15 protein-coding genes are annotated in these 18,374 nt (G+C 30.4%); 8 read left to right on the top strand and 7 right to left on the bottom strand.

The genetic code is table 11. The annotated features are described in order from the left end of the window. Positions 1-278: 278 nt before the first annotated feature. Complete coding sequence (locus WHD08_RS15330) at positions 279-1,025, bottom strand: DJ-1/PfpI family protein (protein WP_208890208.1); 747 nt, start codon at positions 1,023-1,025, stop codon at positions 279-281. A gap of 272 nt (positions 1,026-1,297) precedes the next feature. Between WHD08_RS15330 and WHD08_RS15325 the strand changes: the two genes are divergently transcribed. Then, the gene (locus tag WHD08_RS15325; RefSeq protein ID WP_208890209.1) at positions 1,298-3,220 is read left to right on the top strand and encodes a CocE/NonD family hydrolase; all 1,923 of its coding nucleotides are present in this window, start codon (positions 1,298-1,300) and stop codon (positions 3,218-3,220) included. A 53-nt stretch (positions 3,221-3,273) separates the two neighbouring features. Here the strand turns inward: WHD08_RS15325 and WHD08_RS15320 are convergent, their stop codons facing one another. Then, complete coding sequence (locus tag WHD08_RS15320) at positions 3,274-4,479, bottom strand: MFS transporter (protein ID WP_208890210.1); 1,206 nt, start codon at positions 4,477-4,479, stop codon at positions 3,274-3,276. Between the two features lie 235 nt (positions 4,480-4,714). On the opposite strand from WHD08_RS15320, the gene WHD08_RS15315 reads away from it, so the two are divergent. Next, positions 4,715-5,329 carry a DUF1684 domain-containing protein gene (locus WHD08_RS15315; protein ID WP_208890211.1) on the top strand — a complete coding sequence of 205 codons (615 nt, stop codon included), beginning with the start codon at positions 4,715-4,717 and terminating at the stop codon, positions 5,327-5,329. A gap of 95 nt (positions 5,330-5,424) precedes the next feature. On the opposite strand, the gene WHD08_RS15310 is transcribed toward WHD08_RS15315, so the two are convergent. Further along, a complete protein-coding gene (locus tag WHD08_RS15310; protein WP_165732273.1) occupies positions 5,425-5,673 on the bottom strand; it encodes a hypothetical protein in 249 nt (82 codons plus the stop codon). Then, positions 5,673-5,999, bottom strand: coding sequence for a nucleotide pyrophosphohydrolase (locus WHD08_RS15305; RefSeq protein ID WP_165732271.1), 327 nt, complete (start codon positions 5,997-5,999; stop codon positions 5,673-5,675). The genes WHD08_RS15310 and WHD08_RS15305 overlap by 1 nt, the downstream gene beginning before the upstream one ends. Before the next feature lie 615 nt (positions 6,000-6,614). On the opposite strand from WHD08_RS15305, the gene WHD08_RS15300 reads away from it, so the two are divergent. Both WHD08_RS15300 and WHD08_RS15295 read left to right on the top strand, forming a co-directional pair. Continuing rightward, complete coding sequence (locus WHD08_RS15300; protein ID WP_340832914.1) at positions 6,615-8,201, top strand: carboxypeptidase-like regulatory domain-containing protein; 1,587 nt, start codon at positions 6,615-6,617, stop codon at positions 8,199-8,201. Between the two features lie 76 nt (positions 8,202-8,277). Beyond that, entirely contained in the window at positions 8,278-9,231 is a 954-nt protein-coding gene (locus tag WHD08_RS15295; protein WP_208890213.1) for a tRNA-dihydrouridine synthase family protein, read from the top strand. Positions 9,232-9,921: 690 nt separating this feature from the next. On the opposite strand, the gene WHD08_RS15290 is transcribed toward WHD08_RS15295, so the two are convergent. Continuing rightward, complete coding sequence (locus WHD08_RS15290; protein WP_165733072.1) at positions 9,922-11,553, bottom strand: mechanosensitive ion channel family protein; 1,632 nt, start codon at positions 11,551-11,553, stop codon at positions 9,922-9,924. Positions 11,554-11,653: 100 nt separating this feature from the next. Here WHD08_RS15290 and WHD08_RS15285 point away from each other — a divergent pair, with 100 nt between their 5' ends. Together WHD08_RS15285 and WHD08_RS15280 are read left to right on the top strand one after the other, a co-directional pair. Continuing rightward, positions 11,654-12,055 carry a hypothetical protein gene (locus WHD08_RS15285; RefSeq protein ID WP_208890215.1) on the top strand — a complete coding sequence of 134 codons (402 nt, stop codon included), beginning with the start codon at positions 11,654-11,656 and terminating at the stop codon, positions 12,053-12,055. Between the two features lie 179 nt (positions 12,056-12,234). After that, complete coding sequence (locus tag WHD08_RS15280; protein ID WP_208890217.1) at positions 12,235-12,708, top strand: hypothetical protein; 474 nt, start codon at positions 12,235-12,237, stop codon at positions 12,706-12,708. Between the two features lie 188 nt (positions 12,709-12,896). Here the strand turns inward: WHD08_RS15280 and WHD08_RS15275 are convergent, their stop codons facing one another. Together WHD08_RS15275 and WHD08_RS15270 are read right to left on the bottom strand one after the other, a co-directional pair. Continuing rightward, on the bottom strand, positions 12,897-13,412 hold the full coding sequence (locus tag WHD08_RS15275; RefSeq protein ID WP_165733075.1) for a gamma carbonic anhydrase family protein: 516 nt from the start codon (positions 13,410-13,412) through the stop codon (positions 12,897-12,899). 74 nt (positions 13,413-13,486) lie between these two features. After that, complete coding sequence (locus WHD08_RS15270) at positions 13,487-14,278, bottom strand: DUF2797 domain-containing protein (RefSeq protein ID WP_208890219.1); 792 nt, start codon at positions 14,276-14,278, stop codon at positions 13,487-13,489. Positions 14,279-14,359: 81 nt separating this feature from the next. On the opposite strand from WHD08_RS15270, the gene WHD08_RS15265 reads away from it, so the two are divergent. Together WHD08_RS15265 and WHD08_RS15260 are read left to right on the top strand one after the other, a co-directional pair. Next, positions 14,360-15,877 carry a GH3 auxin-responsive promoter family protein gene (locus WHD08_RS15265; RefSeq protein WP_208890221.1) on the top strand — a complete coding sequence of 506 codons (1,518 nt, stop codon included), beginning with the start codon at positions 14,360-14,362 and terminating at the stop codon, positions 15,875-15,877. Positions 15,878-15,955: 78 nt separating this feature from the next. Continuing rightward, positions 15,956-18,364: a TonB-dependent receptor gene (locus WHD08_RS15260; RefSeq protein ID WP_208890223.1), complete on the top strand. Its 2,409-nt coding sequence runs from the start codon at positions 15,956-15,958 to the stop codon at positions 18,362-18,364. Positions 18,365-18,374 lie beyond the last annotated feature (10 nt).

The following is an 18,374-nucleotide window of genomic DNA, read 5'->3' as shown; positions in this document are numbered from 1 at the left end:
TTATTGAATAAACACTTATTTTTCAAATCTCTCTTAGAATAGTATTTGAAGCTATTTCCTGCTTTACGCACTCGCTTTTTTTATTCAGATAAAGAATAAAAAAGAGCTCAAACAAATGCTTCAATCAGGGCTAGACTTGTTTGTCGACAAATAGAAAAACTAAGAATAAAATCTATTTTTTTTTAGAAAAACACAAAAACTCGCAAACTTGTCATTTCGACGAAAGGAGAAATGACAATTGTATAAAAAAATATACTTTCTTATAAGAGACAAATGAATTACTCCACAATTAAATGCGGAACATTATCTACATTCCAATCAATAACCAAACCACCAGCTAAAGATTTTGCCACTTCTTTTCCGTATAAAAATTCACATAGATACAAAGCAGCTTCAAAAGATTTTGCGCCACCGGCAGAAGTAATGTATTTTCCGTCGTGTACAAATAAAACTTCTTTTCTAATATCTAAATCAGGAAAGGTTGCTCGCATTTTATCAATATCACTCGGAAAGGTTGTTGAGACTTTACCATTTAATAATCCTGCTTTTGCTAAAATAAAAGCACCATCGCAATGAGAAGTCATATAAGTTGCATCCTTATCTACTCGTTTTACAAAGTCTATCATTGCCGTATCTTCTAAATCGGAATCTAAATGATGTTCTGCAGAAGGAACTACTAAAATATCAATTTTTGGCAACGAGTCTTTTAAGTAATTAAAATCGGGTAAAATTCTCATTCCTTCGAAAGTAGTAATCGGGTTGTCTGTATTTGCAACGGTAAACACATTCATTGCCTTAATATTTTCTCTAAAAATAGTATGCTGAAAAATATCAAAAGGTGCTGTTAGTTCTGTATTAAAAGTTCCGTCCATAATTAAAAAAGCAACATTATATCTGCCTTTTTCTAATTTTGGAAATACTTTTTTAGGTTGAATTTCTTTTACGTTTTCAGTGTTCTTTTCTACTTCTTTAGGTTGACAACTTATTATTAAAATTACTGACAATAACAAAAATACTTTTTTCATCTTTTGGCTTTTAGTAAAGTTTAAAAATAGGCAAAAACTCATAGCCCTGATTGAAACGGCATCCTTTTTATGCTAAAATCGTTTCATTGTCATTAGGTTTATAGAAATGCTATTTGATAAAAAAGAGTAAATGCTGAACTAAATTCAACATAAAAAGATATAGTGTAAAGCAGGAAATAGCTTCTAAAAAAAAACAATTTTCATTTTAACAAAAGAATTTTTACCAACTCTTTTTTGTTTTGTAGTTTTAGCAAAAACTAATTTACCTTTATATGAAGAAACTTTTACTCTTAACATTTTTCAGTCTTTTTTTACTAAGTTCTTGTAATTCTACAATAGAAAAAGAACAAAAAAAAGACACTTTTGTAGCAGATAATTACACCAAAAAGGAAGTAGATATTGTTATGCGAGATGGCACAAAATTGCATACAACTATTTATTCCCCAAAAGATACGAGCAAAGAATATCCTATTTTAATGCAAAGAACGCCTTATAGTTCTGCTCCTTATGGAGAAGGAAAAATGAAGGCAAAAATTAGTCCGAATGTTCATTTAATGAAAGAATTGAATATTGTGGTATATCAAGATGTTCGTGGTCGATGGATGAGCGAAGGCGTCTATGATAATATGCGTGCGTATATTCCGAATAAAACAGCGAAACAATCTGATGAAGTTTCTGATACTTATGACACCATTGATTGGTTGGTGAAAAACGTAGAAAACAACAACGGAAATGTTGGTACTTGGGGAATTTCATACCCTGGGCATTACGCAACCGTTTCTACTATAGATGCTCATCCGGCATTAAAAGCAGCTTCTCCACAGGCTTCAATTGGAGATTTTTTCTTTGATGATTTTCATCATAATGGTGCTTTTTTATTAAGTTATTTTAGAGCCATTTCTTTATTTGGAACTTATAAAGATGCTCCAACAGATTCGGCTTGGTATTCGTTTCCTAAAATGGATTCTCAAGATCAATACCAATTTTTCTTAGACAAAGGTCCTTTAAAAAACTTGAATGAATATTTTCAGTATGATAAATTAGATGTAGCAAATACCGAAAAAGATAAAAATAGAATAGATGATTTTTTCTGGAAAGAGATTGTAGAACATCCTAATTACGATTCTATCTGGCAAAGTAAAGGGATTATTCAGCATTTAGACAAAGTACCTTCTACCGTTGCAACAATGGTTGTTGCAGGAGAGTTTGACGCAGAAGATTTATACGGACCTTTAGAAACCTATAAAGGCATAGAAAAACACGGAAAAGACAATTACAATACCTTAGTTTTTGGTCCTTGGGATCACGGAAAATGGGCTAGAAATACTGTAGAAAATTATGTTGGTAATTATTATTTTGGAGATTCTATTTCTTTAAAATATCAGTCTGATGTAGAAACAAAGTTCTTTAATCACTTCTTAAAAGGAAAAGGTGATAAAAACTCTGGATTACCAGAAGCCTATGTTTTTGATACTGGTAAAAAAGAATGGAAATCTTATGATGCTTGGCCTCCTAAAAATGTGGTGAAAGAAAATTGGTTTTTAAATAGAAACCAAGGTTTAGCAAAAAAACATGATGGAAAATTAACTCGTGAAATCAATTTCATTAGCGATATTAAACGTCCTGTTCCGTATTCTGAAGATATTAAAACGGTTTTTACACCTCGTAAATACATGACAGACGACCAACGTTTTGCAGCAAGAAGACCTGATGTTTTGGTTTTTGAAACAGATATATTAACGGAAGATTTTACTTTAGCGGGAGATATTTTAGCAAAACTAAAAGTAGCAACTACAGGTTCTGCTGCAGATTGGATTGTAAAAGTGGTAGACGTTCATCCTGCGGATGCAGAAGAAAACAACGAAAAACTACAAAATCATTTAAAAATGAGCAATTATCATTTAATGGTTAGAAGTGAAGTTCTAAGAGGTAGATTCAGAAATAGTTTTGAGCATCCAGAACCTTTTATCCCAAATAAAAAAACGGATGTAAATATAAAATTACAAGATGTTTTTCACACGTTTAAAAAAGGGCATAAAGTACAAATTCAAGTGCAAAGTACCTGGTTTCCTTTAATCGATTTAAATCCGCAAACCTATGTAGACAATATTTACAAAGCGGATGAAAAAGATTTTAAAACACAAACACATACCGTTTTTACGGATTCCAGTATTGAATTTTCTGTGTTGAAATAAAATAGTAAACATTTAATTTTAAAAAATCCATCAAGAAAACTTGATGGATTTTTTTATATCAACTCTTTCCTTAAAACTCTTAAGAGATAAAATAGAATTAAAACACCAACAAAGGCAAAAGCTGTAACTAGCATCCAAGTGGTTTCAAAACCAAATTTGGCCACCAATTGCATACCAACATTGTGACTAAAAATATGTGATAAAGAGAACGCAATACTATACAAAGCCATGTATTCTCCTTTATTTCCTTTTTCTGCTCTATCTATAGCAAAAGCATTCGAAAACGGAAAAGCAATCATTTCTCCTACAGACATTAATAAAATTCCGATAATTAAAACACCCACCCAACCTGTTAAGTTTAAAATGATAAAACTAAAACCGACCAGAAAAAGACCTAAAGCAATTAATTTAACTTTAGATTTCTTTAAATCTTCTAACCATTTTATCAAAGGCATTTCTAACAGAAAAATAAACAAACCACTTAAACCCATTAATAGTCCTATTTCAAATTCTGATAAAAAACGCTTATCACTATAATACAAAGGAATTGTAGAAAAATATTGCATAAATACAAATCCAAAAATAAACATGGCTATGAAAAAGACCCAAAAAGCTTTGTCTTTATATACAGAAATTGGGTTTTCTACTTTTACTTCATCTTGTACTTTTGCTTTCTTAGGGTGCAATACTTTCAGTAATAAAAAGGCTGCCGAGACACAGGTAATTCCATCCATCCAAAATAAGCCTGCATATCCAATTCCAGTAATTATTAAACCTCCAATTGCAGGACCTGCAGAAAAACCTAAGTTAATAGCCAAACGAATTAAAGTTACAGAACGTGTTTTATTTTCTGGCTTACTGTATGCGCTTAATGCTACAAACATTGCGGGTCTAAAAGCATCTGCAACTAACATAACCATAAAAATACCAAAGCAGAATTCGTTAAAAGTGCTTGCAAATTGCAGAAAAACAAATAGAATTCCTGTACCAAATAAACTTACCAACATTACTTTGTAATAGCCAATTATGTCGGTTAATTTTCCTCCAATCCAAGTACCAACAACAGAACCTAAACCAAAGAAAGACATGATCCAACCAACATCTGACAATGAAAAATGAAGACTTTTTGTAAGATATAATGATAAAAAAGGTATAACCATTGTACCAGATCTGTTGATAAAAGTGATTAATGCTAGCCACCAAACTTCTGTAGAGAGCCCTCTAAAAGTGTTTATGTAATTGTTATAAAGTTTTTTCATTTTGGTTTAGTTGATGTATATAAAGCAAAAAAGTCCGACGGTGAAGTCGGACTTTTATAATTGTTTGATATTATATTGAACACATCAAAACATATAAATATACCGATTACTGTAGTTCTCCCACGATAACTTGGCAATATAAAATGTTAAGACTCTTTTCATTATTTGTTTATTATAGCGCCAAAGCTACATAAATTATTTGAATGTTGTATTTTTGATTTGTAAATAAATTGTAATGAAAAAAATAGTAATTCTACTTTCTGTCACTTTTCTATGGATGTCTTGTAATTCAAATGCAAAAAGACCTTTAATGGGTAAAACAGTTTATCAACAAGAACTAAATGCTAGTTTTAAAGACGCATCCATATCACCTTTAAAAAAGAAAGACTTAAGACAATTTAAAGGTTTAGATTTTTTTGAAATCGATTCTACTTTTATTGTAACTTCAAAATTAGTTAGAACAGAAAATGCACCAACATTTGAGATGGCAACCACCACAGATAGAAAGCCTTTGTACAAAGAATACGGGAAGTTGCATTTTACTTTGCAAGGAAAAAATCAGGAATTAACCATTTACCAAAGTCAAGATGATTTAGATGACGAAAAATATAAAGACTATTTATTTTTACCATTTACGGATGACACTTCTGGAGAAGCATCTTATGGCGGCGGACGTTATATGGATGTAATGACCACAGATATTACGGCAGAAAACACGGTAATATTAAACTTTAACAATACTTACAACCCTTACTGTGCCTATAACGACAAATATTCTTGTCCCTTAACACCTAGAAAAAATCATTTAGATTTAGAAATAAAAGCCGGAATTAAGGTTTATAAAAAATAGGTATTTTAAAATTCTGTTATATCCTACTATAAACAAAAGCAGAAATAACAACTTTATTAAAATCCCCAAGGTTTCAACTTGGGGATTTCTTTTTTTTATACCATTTTTTTATTGGTCATATACAAACCATAAGCCGCACTAAAAACAACTTTAAATCCAAAGAAGTTTTTCCATTTTCCATCTGCAAAATTGGTTTCTATAACTTTCGCAAAGTCAGCAGAGAATAAATCGCTAAAACTAGCCATTAACAAAGAAACTACCGTTACAATTACAAAGAAAGGAATAGCTACTCTAGCAAAATTACTCCAAAACAGCGGTTGTTTTATTTTTTCTAAAAATGTCATTATTTTAATTTTTGATTATTGTGATGACGATCGTGATCACGTTTTGTTTTAATATCTAATTTCTTTTCAAAAGCGTCTTGTAAATTGATTCCTGTTTGGTTGGCCAAACATAAAACTACGAACATTACATCTGCTAATTCTTCTCCTAAATCTTTATTTTTATCAGATTCTTTTTCACTTTGCTCTCCATAACGTCTTGCAATGATACGTGCAACTTCCCCTACTTCTTCAGTAAGTTGTGCCATGTTTGTTAATTCGTTAAAATAACGAACTCCATGAGCTTTAATCCAATCGTCTACTTGTTTCTGTGCGTTTTCTATATTCATTTTTCTTTATTAAAAGATTGAAAAAAATTAAAGTATCAAAGATACATTTTATAAATTATTTGGTTTGTTTCTAAACCAATAAAACGCTAACTTCGTTATCGCCTGATATAATACTTAAAATAATATTTGTTTTTATATTATTAATAAACTCAAACATCGCTTTCTCGCAAAATAATGGAATTTATAAGAAAAAATACATTGTGAAATTCGAATATGATAATAATAGAAATTTACTTAACATTAATTCATACTCTAAAGAAGGAAAATTGATTGGTATTAGCAAAAACAAAATTGAATTAAAACTTGACTCTTTAAAAATCACATATTACTCAAGTTAATTTGATATAAGACGCTATTTAAAATCTTTATTAGAATCTTCTTCTGCAAATATTTCTGATGTAAAATCTTTAGCAAGAGGAGAGTTGAAACGTTTACAACGTGATGCAAAATCTACTTCTAATAGAGGAAACACTTTAACACGTTACCACTTACAAGATGTTGTAGATAGAATTGATACTATTTTAGATCCTAAATAATTTATTTAGAATTATATAATACTAAAACCACACCTCTAATTGGCGTGGTTTTTGCTTTAAAAAAAATAAAATTTCTATTTTGAATCGAAAAAAAATCTCTTTTTTAGTTCTTATCATAATAACTATAAGCACAACTTTTTCTCAAAAAAAAATTTCTTGTAAAGTAGTAGATGCTTCTTCCGGAGCACCTATTGTTTATGCTACAGTTATGCTAAAAAATATAAATAGAGGTACACATGCAGACCTCAACGGAAATTTTGAAATACCAATAGAACAAAAAAATAAAGGAATAATTAGAATATCTTCTATTGGTTATAAAACAAAAGAAGTAAAGCTCTCTCAATTAAAAACAAATAGTATTAATGTTATCTACTTATCAATAGCGAATAATCAACTCAATGAAATCGTTATTAAATCTTCAAAAAAGAAAAAAAGACAATTATTAGGTATCCAAATTGTCAAACAAGCTATTCAAAATATTACAGAAAATTACCCAACAGAACCGCATTCTTATATTGGTTATTATAGAGATTATCAACAACCTGTTGGTGATTCTTACCAAAAAAACAGACAATCTAAAGAAGAAATAAAATACTTAAACGTACATGAAGCAATTATAGAATCTTTTGATGATGGTTTTGATAGTGATAAATTAGAGAGTAAAAAAAATCAATCTTTATTATATAACTACAGAACAAATAACCAATTTATACAAGACCCTTCGCTTACAGTTCCCTATGATAACGAAAAAAGAAAATATTCAGAAAGTGTATATATAACTCCTTTAGGAGGCAATGAGTTAAATATTTTAAACCTAACAAATACAATTAGAAACCATGATAAAATGTCATTTTCTTTCAGCAATGTTTTTGAAAAAGATTTTGTTAAAAACCATAAATTCAAAGTAAAACAAGTAATTTTCTCTGACACTACTCCAATCTATGAAGTTTCATTTTCTTCTATTATGGAAACAACAAATTATGATTATGCTGCATTTGGAACCATTTATATTTCTAAACAGGATTTTGCAATTCATAAACTCAACTACAACCTCTATTATAACAATAAGAAAAATCCACAATACTCAGTTACTATAGAATACATTCCTAAGAAGGATAAAATGTATTTAAATTACATCACTTTTAATAATTTCTTTGAAGCTTACAGTGGAGAATATTTTAAATTAATTAAAACCTATTACAATCCTAAACAGCAAAGTTTTGAAATGCATTTTAATCGATTGGTAGCACTTAACAGTATCCATAAAAGAAACTTTAAAATTTATTATAAAAATAAAAGATTAAAAGTTCTAGATATTATACCTATTGAAGGAAGTTCGAGAGTATTTAATGTTGTTATTGATGAAAAATCTTTTGATGACATAATCTTAAAAAAGGAAAATGTAAACCTAATTTATTCCCCTTATCTGAAATTCGATATTACGAATATAAAAGACCTAAATGGTTTTGAAATTAATAAAAGACCTAGTTTAAAAATAAATCAATACAGAGAGTTTTTTGTACAAGAAACTTTCGAACAGAAAGAACTCCCTATTCAACAAAATTTTATTGATAAAAACGCACCTTTATCAAAGTCATTAATAACACCTTTAGAATTAGAAAACAACTACTGGCTAAATACTCCTTTAAAGTCTTCTAAGAATTAAGGAAAAGTTCAATCCATTTTTTATTTTCTATCAAACGCATTAAAAAGTATTCTATATTTGCAGCACAATATTTTTTATGAGTCAGACACTTTTATCATCTCCTTTACAAGGCTTTACAGATTACAAATTTAGAAACGCATTCAATCATTTTTTTGGTGGAATTGATACTTTTTATTCACCATACATCCGTTTAAACGGAAAATTAGTGATTAAAAATTCTTATAAAAAAGACATTGAACTAGAAAATAATACTGAGTTAGAAGTAATTCCGCAAATTATTACCAATGATGTAGAAGAATTTTTGTTTGTTTCTAAATACGTAAGAGAGTTGGGTTACAAAGAATTAAACTGGAATTTAGGCTGCCCCTACCCCATGGTCACCAAACGCGGAATGGGTTCTGGACTAATTGCAGATCCGGAGAAAATAAATAGCATTCTTCATAAAATTCATAATGAATCTGATATTTTAGTTTCTATGAAAATGAGAATGGGTTATGATACTCCGGAAGAAATTTTAGAAGTGTTACCTATTTTAGATAACTATCCACTTAAAAATATAGCTATTCACGCAAGAATAGGAAAACAATTGTACAAAGGTGGAACAGATTTAGATTCGTTTCAAAAATGTGTAGACAACACAAAACACAAATTGTATTACAATGGAGATGTTACTTCTGTTTCTGCTTATAAAAATTTACAAGAACGTTTCCCGTCTATAGATCATTGGATGATTGGTAGAGGACTAATTGCAGATCCTTTTTTACCAAGTATGATAAAAGCCGAAACTACAGCATACCCGAAAAATAGGTTCGATATTTTTAACGAGTTTCACGATCGTATTTTTACAGAATATGATGCAGCGCTTTCAGGTCCTACTCCTATTAAAATGAAGATGCTTGGTTTCTGGGAATATTTTTCTCAAAGTTTTTCAAATCCACAGAAAACCTATAAAAAAATTAAAAAGGCAGGTAATGTAAGAAACTACGAAATTGCCGTTAGAGAAATTTTTAAAGAGGCTAAAAACGGTTAAATAAATTCGTTATCGCGAGTTTACGAAGCAAACCGTTTGGTTAATGAACAGATTACTTTTATAAACATGTAATGAGATTCCTCTTCGTACCTCATTCGGAATGACACTCGTTTTAAAAACGACTTCTTTGATTGGTAAAATACACTCTAATTATATCATAAAAAATGATAACGTGCAGTTTTGTCATTTCGCCCCTAAAGGAGAAATCACATAATATTGCTCAATTTTGTGTTCTCATCTTTATGAAACTTCTCCCAAAACGTCGAAGTGCCAGATTAGTATCTTCGAAATCAAAAAAATAAAACAACCAACCAATATACAGTTACTTACTAAAAAAATCAATGATAAGTAGGAAACAATTTGTTTGGTAAAAAAGTAGACTGCTTAGTGAACACGTAATGAGATTCCTCTTCATGCCTCATTCGGAATGACACTCGTTTTTTAATTAACTTCTAAGATTGAGGATGCTAAACTCTAAACAAATCGTAAAAAGTGATAAATTAGATAGAATACATCGCTGTATGAGACTCCTCTTCGTAACTTATTCTGAACAACATTTGTTGTAAAATTAACTTCTATGATTTGTAAAAACACATTCAAATTATACCATATTAAGTGATAATTTACACAAAACTATCACTTAATAAGATTTTCCTCATTCGGAATAAATCATTTTAAAATTAAAATGCTTTAAGAAACAGTTTCATTAGGATTCTCTTTATTAAAATCGCTCACAACTGTTGCAATTACAGTATCTATTCTTTCTTGATTAATATCGTATTTAGGATTTAATCCTTTTTTCTCAGGAAAATTCTCGATCGTAACCGTTGTAGAAGGAAAAGCAAAATCTACACCTAATTCTTTTGCTAATTTTACAATAGCAATGTGAAGCCTGTGTTTAGAAGACTGCTCTACACCCCAAGCTAAACTCTTAAAATAGACATTTACCATCACTAATAAAGCTGAATCTCCAAAACCTGTAAACTCTACATTATAAGAATCAGAACGTGTTTCTGGATGGGCAATAATAATTTCTCGAACCCCTTTTACAAAAGCTTCAATTAATTCTGGAGGTGTATCATAACGCAAACCTAAGTTTGTATTGTATCTTCTAAATAAACGCAAACCTTTATTATTGATCACCAATTCAGACAACCTACTATTCGGAATTTGATAAATAGAAGTATCTGCAGCACGCACTTGTGTAGACCTAAACCCTACTCTTTCTACTGTACCTACAACTTCTCCTGCCTCAATCCAATCATCTATATGAAATGGTTTATCAAGAAAAATCATAATGGTACCAATCAAGTTTTTTACCGTGTCTTGAGAAGCCAACGCAAATGCCAAACCACCAATAGTTGCACCCGCTATCATTGTTGTAGTATCCACTCCAAAAAGAACTAATAATCTTAAAATACCAACTACAATAACAACACCTGTTAAAAAACTATGTAAAATAGGTACTAGTTGATCATCTAACCTTCCATGAGTTCTTTCTGTAAACTCACCATAAATACGCATTACAACTTTTACTAATTTTAAAAACACGTAAATCCAGAAAACTGTTTCTGCAATATTTAAAGCCAAAAACACCCACGTATTTGTGGTTAAGCCAAATTGTAATGATGGAAAAGCTTTATCTATAAAACTTAACGCAACCAATAAACTTATTGGATGAGCCAATTTCTTAATGACTTTATTAACTTCTAAATTGGTATTCTTTGTTATTTGCTGTTGTAACTTTAATAAAATAAAAAATGCAATCCTTTTTACAATTAGGAAAATAATATAGGCTAAAACAAATAGTATTAACAATCCTATAATTTTCCACAATTCTATATTCATTATTTTTTTATGACCAGAAAGAGGAATTATATTCTGTAATTTTTGAATATACCACGGATATACCGATTTGTATAAACTTTCAATTTTGTTAATTGTTTCTGTTGAATAATACCAATTATCACCTATCTTTTCTACATAAATTTGTGGCATTCTTTCAGGAAACAATACGTATCTATAATAAGAAGAATACCCAATTGTATCTTTATAATTAGCATTGGTAGGTACTCTGTTCATATCTACATACAAACCCTTACCGTCTAAAACTTGCTTTATTTTAATCGCTTTTTCAATAGCCTTCTCCTCAGAAAGACCCAAAATAGTTTTTGCTGCTTTTTTAGGTTCATAAGAATCCGATTGCAAAAAGTATAAATGTGTATAAACAGTAGCATGAGGAGTACTCATATCTACACGGATACTATCTTGAGCAGTTGTAAGAATTGGTAGTAATAAAAATAGCCACAATAATTTTTTCATATTTATTTCTTAAAAACACATTAAACAGAAATGCAAATTTAAACCTTTTCATTTTTTAAGTGTCCAAGAAGCGTAATTAAAAATAACAAAACAAAAAACAATGAAAAACATAGTAACTATTTTAGTACTTGTAATCGCTTTTACATTTACTACGCAAGCGCAACAAAGAGGAGGAAAAGCTTCAACTGAAAAAATGTTAAAGAAAATGACAACAGACTTGACGTTAACTACCGAACAACAAAATGAAATTAAACCTTTGTTAGAAGAACAGATGGCAGAAAGAAAAGCTGCTATGGAAAAAAGAAAAGCCATACAAGATTCTGGAGAAAAACCTAGTAAAGAAGAACGCCAAAAACTAAATGCTGAAAGAAAAGAAAAGGCTACTGCATTTAATACAAAAATGGCAAGCATTCTAGACAAGGAGCAATTTGCAAAATTTGAGGCAATGGCTAACGAGAAAAAAGGAAATAAAGAAAACAAGGGTAAAAAGAAAAAAAATTAAAAATAACTAGTTTTGGGTTGATTAGTTTTTAAAAAACTCGGTTTCTTTATGGAGACCGGGTTTTTGCTTTTACCACATTTAATGTATGTTAAATACATGTTAAACAAAAATTTACATTAAACCATTCTATTTTATAATTGTCAAAGAAGTATACATAAAAACATTAAAATTATATAGATATGAAAAAATTAGCAAGCATCTTAGTATTAGTATTTGCAGTTACATTTACTACACAAGCACAGAAAAAAAGAGGAGGAAACGGAGAAAGAGACTTTAAATTAACAGCAGAGCAGCACGCTACTTTAGCCGTTAAAAAAATGACATTGACTTTAGATTTATCTGAAAAGCAACAAAACCAAATTAAGCCTCTTTTAATGGCTCAAATGGCAGAAAGAAAAACTGCTATGGCAGAGAGAAAAGCAAATAGAGCAGATAAAAAAAGACCTACTGCAGATGAAATGTACGCAATGAAAAACGAACGATTAGATAAAAGAATTGCAATGAAAAATCGTATGAAAGAGATCTTAAATAAAGAGCAATTGGAGAAATTTGGAAAAATGCGAAAAAACAAAGGTAAAATGGCAATGAATAAAACGAAAGGTAAAAAAGGGTCTAAAGATAATAAAGGAGAACAAAGAGGTCGTAGATCTTAAAAAAATAAAAGTAAACTAGTTTTGGTTGATTAGTTGATTGAAAAAACCCGATTTCTTAATTGAAATCGGGTTTTTGTATTTATAACGAATTGTTTTTGCGTTAGGGATTGAGCGCTCTGTTTGAGCTCTTTTTTGTGTTTACAAAAAAAGCGAGTAGCGAAAGCCCGACCTTGTGTAACGCCCAAATCTTATTCTTTAAACCAACTAGAGTATTTTAAATAATTATTGGCTATTCTATCTATTTCACCCGAAATTAATTCTTGCGAAATATCTTTTACTTTCTTTGCTGGAACTCCTGCATAAATACTTCCGCTTTCTACTCGGGTATTCTTGGTAACTACCGCACCTGCTGCTATAATTGAATTAGATTCCACCACACAATCGTCCATAATAATAGATCCCATACCTACCAAAACATTATCATGAATTGTGCAACCGTGTACAATTGCATTGTGACCAATAGATACATTATTACCAATTGTTGTTGGTGATTTCTGATACGTTGCATGGATTACCGCACCATCTTGAATATTGACTTTATCACCAATTTTGATGTAATGTACATCGCCTCTTAGCACTGCATTAAACCAAATACTACACTCTTTTCCTAGAGAAACTTCGCCAACAATTGTTGCATTTTCTGCTACGTAACAATCTTCTGGTATTTGCGGATGATTTCCTCTTACTGCTTTTATAATTGCCATAATTTATAAATTTAAATTGTATTTTTTAGTATTATAACATTGGATTACATCTAATTTATTGGGAAAAACGGAAGTTATACCTCTATTGAAACCACCAAACCTTCATTACTTCTTACATTAAAAACGGTTTCATCTTCAAAAATTAAATACTGCCCTTTTATTCCCACTAAAGTCCCTGTATAATTTGGTGTTTTAATCAGGTTTAAACTTTTTGGTTTTGCAGGATATTTTATCACCGGAAAATTGATATGTGTTTCGGTATTATTTTCAATAAAATATGCCTTTGCTTCTTCTGGGATAAATTCTTTTAATTTATCTCGCCAAGCAACCAAATCTACATCTTCAATATCATTTTTTAGCATTTTACGCCAATTGGTCTTATCTGCAACATACTCTTTTAAAGCAACCTCGGTAATTCCTGCTAAATAACGATTTGGGGCTTCTAATATTTCAATTGCTTCATGTGCTCCTTGATCGATCCAACGGGTTGGTACTTGCTGTTTTCTGGTAACTCCAACTTTTACGTTGCTAGAATTTGCCAAGTACACAATATGTGGTTTTAATTGCACCGCTTGCTCATACGCCAAATCTCTATCTTCGATACCTAAATGTGCTTTACTTAATTCTGGTTTCATAATCCAATCTGCCGCACTCGGGATTTCAAAAAAACAAGACTTACAAAAACCTTGTCTATAAATTTTCTTTTCTAAATGACAATTTAAACATTCGTATGTTACAAAACGGATAGTTATCTCTTTATTTATTAACTGATTCATGTTTATAAAATCAGTTTTCATATCTAAATAATACAGAATTTCAGCTGCATTTTCGGTCATCATTTTTTTTAAAACTCCTTGGTAAATCATCGCACAAATTTTGTATTTTTAAACTTCGGTTTTAAAACAATATTTGTTCTAAAATCATTCTAAACAAACTTACGAATTTCTATGGCTTTTCAAATTATCAATTCTATAATTTCTTGGTTTTTAAAGAAACGTAAACATCAAATAGAACTGTTTTTAAAATACCCTATTGATGTACAAGATGAATTACTTTTAAAACTTGTACATACAGCTAAAAACACAACATTTGGAAAAGAGAAGAACTTTGCTCAGATAAAAAGCCATACAGATTTTACAAAAAATGTTCCTATTCAGAAATATGAAACCTTTGAGCCTTTAATTGAAAGATGTAGAAAAGGCGAACAAAATTTATTTTGGCCAACAGATATTAAATGGTTTGCAAAAAGTAGCGGAACCACAAATGCTAAAAGTAAATTTATTCCTGTTTCTGATGAAGCTTTAGAATATTGCCACATGAAAGCTGGTAAAGATATGTTGTGTTTATACATTAATAATAATGAAGATACGCAGCTTTTTACAGGAAAAGGATTACGCTTAGGCGGAAGTTCGGATGTTTACCAAGACAACAATTCTTATTTTGGAGATTTATCTGCAATTATTATAGAAAACATGCCTTTTTGGGCAGATTTTAGCTCTGCTCCTAGTCAAGAAGTTGCTTTAATGAGCGATTGGGAAACAAAAATGGATGCTATTATTGATGAAACCATCGATGAAGATATTACAAGTTTAGCAGGTGTACCAAGTTGGATGTTGGTTTTGCTAAACCGAGTTTTAGAACGTTCTGGAAAAGAAAATATTCTACAAGTTTGGCCAAACCTAGAAGTCTATTTTCATGGAGGTGTAAACTTTAATCCTTATAGAGAACAGTATAAAAAAATTATACCAAAAGATGGTTTTAAGTACTACGAAATTTACAATGCTTCGGAAGGTTTTTTTGCTATTCAAGATAGAAATAATTCAAAAGAATTGTTGTTAATGCTAGACTACGGAATTTTCTATGAGTTTATTCCGATGAGTGACTATAAAGGTGAAAATTCTAAAACAATCACACTTGCTGATGTTAAAAAAGACATCGATTACGCTTTAATTATTACCACAAATGGAGGTCTTTGGCGTTATTTGATTGGAGACACCATTCGTTTTACTTCTTTAGAACCATATAGAATTAAAATTACAGGTCGTACAAAACATTATATAAACGTTTTTGGAGAAGAATTAAATATAGAAAACGTAGAAGATGCTTTAAAATTAACTTGCGAAAAAACAGCTGCTACGATTGCAGATTATACTGTGGGACCTATTTTTATGGAAGGTAAAGAAAAAGGAGGTCATGAATGGGTAATAGAATTTACTAAAAAACCAGATTCTATGGGCTATTTTTCTGAAATTTTAGACAATGCATTAAAATCTATCAACTCAGATTATGAAGCTAAACGCTATTTAAACATCACTTTAATGGCGCCAAAAGTACACCAAGCAGAAGAAGGTTTATTCTACAAATGGCTAAAACAAAAGAACAAATTAGGTGGCCAACATAAAGTACCAAGATTATCTAATTCTAGAGATTTTGTAGATGAATTAATAGTGTTAATGAAATCTTAAAATTATTACAATTCCAACTTCATTAGGCATGATTATTGATAAATAACCTTGAGATTTATCAATATCAAAAACCTAGAAATGATTAAAAAAATTACTTTTATTTTTTTCCTTTTACTCTTAAACTATACTACAAGCGCTCAAATCCTTACAGTAATAAACAAAGAGACTAAAGAAACTTTAGAGCAAGTAACTATATTTAACAAGCAAACCAGTAATTATGTTACTACAAACGGAGAAGGACAAGCAGATATTAGTGATTTTATAAATGCAGAAACATTAGAAGTTCGGTTTCTTGGCTTTAAAACTAAAATTAAAAGTTACGAAGCTTTTAAACAAAATAACTTTCTAGTACACCTAACTCCTACTATTTTAAGAATAGATGAAATTGTAATTTCCGCTACAAAATGGAAACAAAAAACGTCTGATTTAGCTACTAAAGTTACTGTTATATCACCAAAGGCAATACAATTAATGAACACTCAAACGGCTGCAGACTTGCTTACCGTTTCTGGTAAAGTATTTATGCAGAAAAGCCAACAAGGAGGCGGAAGTCCGTTAATTAGAGGTTTTGCTACCAACAGATTGTTATATACCATTGATGGTGTTAGAATGAATAATGCCATTTTTAGAGCTGGTAATATTCAGAATGTAATTTCTTTAGATCCTTTTGCCATAGAAGAAACCGAAATCATTTTTGGTCCTGGTTCTGTTATTTACGGAAGTGATGCTATTGGTGCTGTAATGAGTTTTAAAACCTTATCGCCAAGTTTGTCTTTAGATGATGAAACATTAATCACAGGAAATGCGTTAACACGATTTTCTTCTGCGAATGAAGAAAAAACCTATCATGCAGATTTTAATCTAGGGTATAAAAAATGGGCATTTGTTACCAGTTTAAGTTATAATGATTATGGCGATTTAAGAATGGGAAGCGATGGACCTGAAGAATATTTAAGAAATTTTTACGTAGAAAGGCAAAATAAGGAAGATGTTGAAATTACTAATAAAGACCCAAAAATTCAGACTCCTTCTGGGTATACACAAACCAACTTGATGCAAAAAGTGAGGTTTAAACCAAATGAAAAATGGAACTTTGAGTACGGTTTTCATTTATCAGAAACCTCAAGTTATTCTAGATACGATAGACATTTAAGAACAAAAGATGGAAATCCTAGATATGGAGAATGGAGCTACGGTCCACAAAAGTGGATGATGAATAATTTTGAAATCAACAAAAAAGGAAGCAATTCTTTTTATGATGATGTTACTTTAAGATTAACCTATCAAAAATTTGATGAAAGCAGAATTAGCAGAGATTTTAATGATAATGAAAGAGAAACAAGAACAGAACGCGTAGATGCCTACTCTACCAACTTAGATTTTTCTAAAAGCTTAAGTGCAAAAAGCAAATTATTTTACGGAACAGAATATGTTTATAATGATGTAAATTCTACTGGAGTAAACACAGATGTAGACACCAATATTTCTCAAGCAGGACCTAGTAGATATCCAGATTCTAATTGGTCTTCTTTAGGTGTTTATGTTTCTAACCAATATAATCATTCTAAAAAATGGGTTTTACAATCTGGTTTGCGTTATAATTTTTACAGTTTAAATGCCACTTTTGATACTACTTTTTACCCTTTTCCTTTTACAAAAGCCAATATAAATGATGGAGCTTTAACTGGTAGTTTAGGTTTGGTTTTTAGACCTGAAGAAGATTGGTTATTAAGCACTAATTTCTCTACTGCTTTTCGCTCACCTAATGTAGATGATGTTGGTAAAATTTTCGATTCGGAACCTGGTTCTGTTGTTGTTCCAAATCCTGATTTAAAAGCAGAATATGCTTACAATACTGATGTTTCTGTTGCAAAAACTTTTGGTGATTATTTAAAGCTAGAAGTTACTGGATTTTACACCCATTTAAAAGACGCCATGGTACTAAGAGATTTTACTTTAAATGGCGAAACTGAAATTATGTATGATGGAGAATTGAGTAATATACAAGCAATTCAGAATGCTGCCAATGCACATGTGTATGGTTTTCAGACAGGTTTTGAAGCAGAACTTGGAAGTGGAATTGGATTTTCATCAACAGTTAGTTATCAAAAAGGAGAAGAAGAATTAGATAATGGAGATAAAAGTCCTTCTAGACATGCTGCTCCTTGGTTTGGTACCACAAGACTAACTTATAATGCTAGTAAATTAAAAGCGCAACTATATGCAGATTATAGTGGTTCTGTGGCTTATGACGATTTACCTGACAGTGAAAAAGCTAAAGATTATATGTACGCAATTGACACCAATGGAAACCCATATTCGCCATCTTATATTACACTAAACTTAAAAACGTCTTATAGATTTACTGATAATTTATTAATATCTACAGGATTAGAAAACATTACAGACAAGCGTTACAGACCTTATAGTTCTGGAATTGTTTCTCCTGGTAGAAATTTTGTGATTTCTTTAAAAGCGAATATTTAAAATAATATAA

This window comes from Polaribacter sejongensis, from assembly GCF_038024065.1.
Taxonomy (GTDB): Bacteria; Bacteroidota; Bacteroidia; order Flavobacteriales; family Flavobacteriaceae; genus Polaribacter; species Polaribacter sejongensis.
This window is presented reverse-complemented; position numbering and strand designations above follow the sequence as displayed.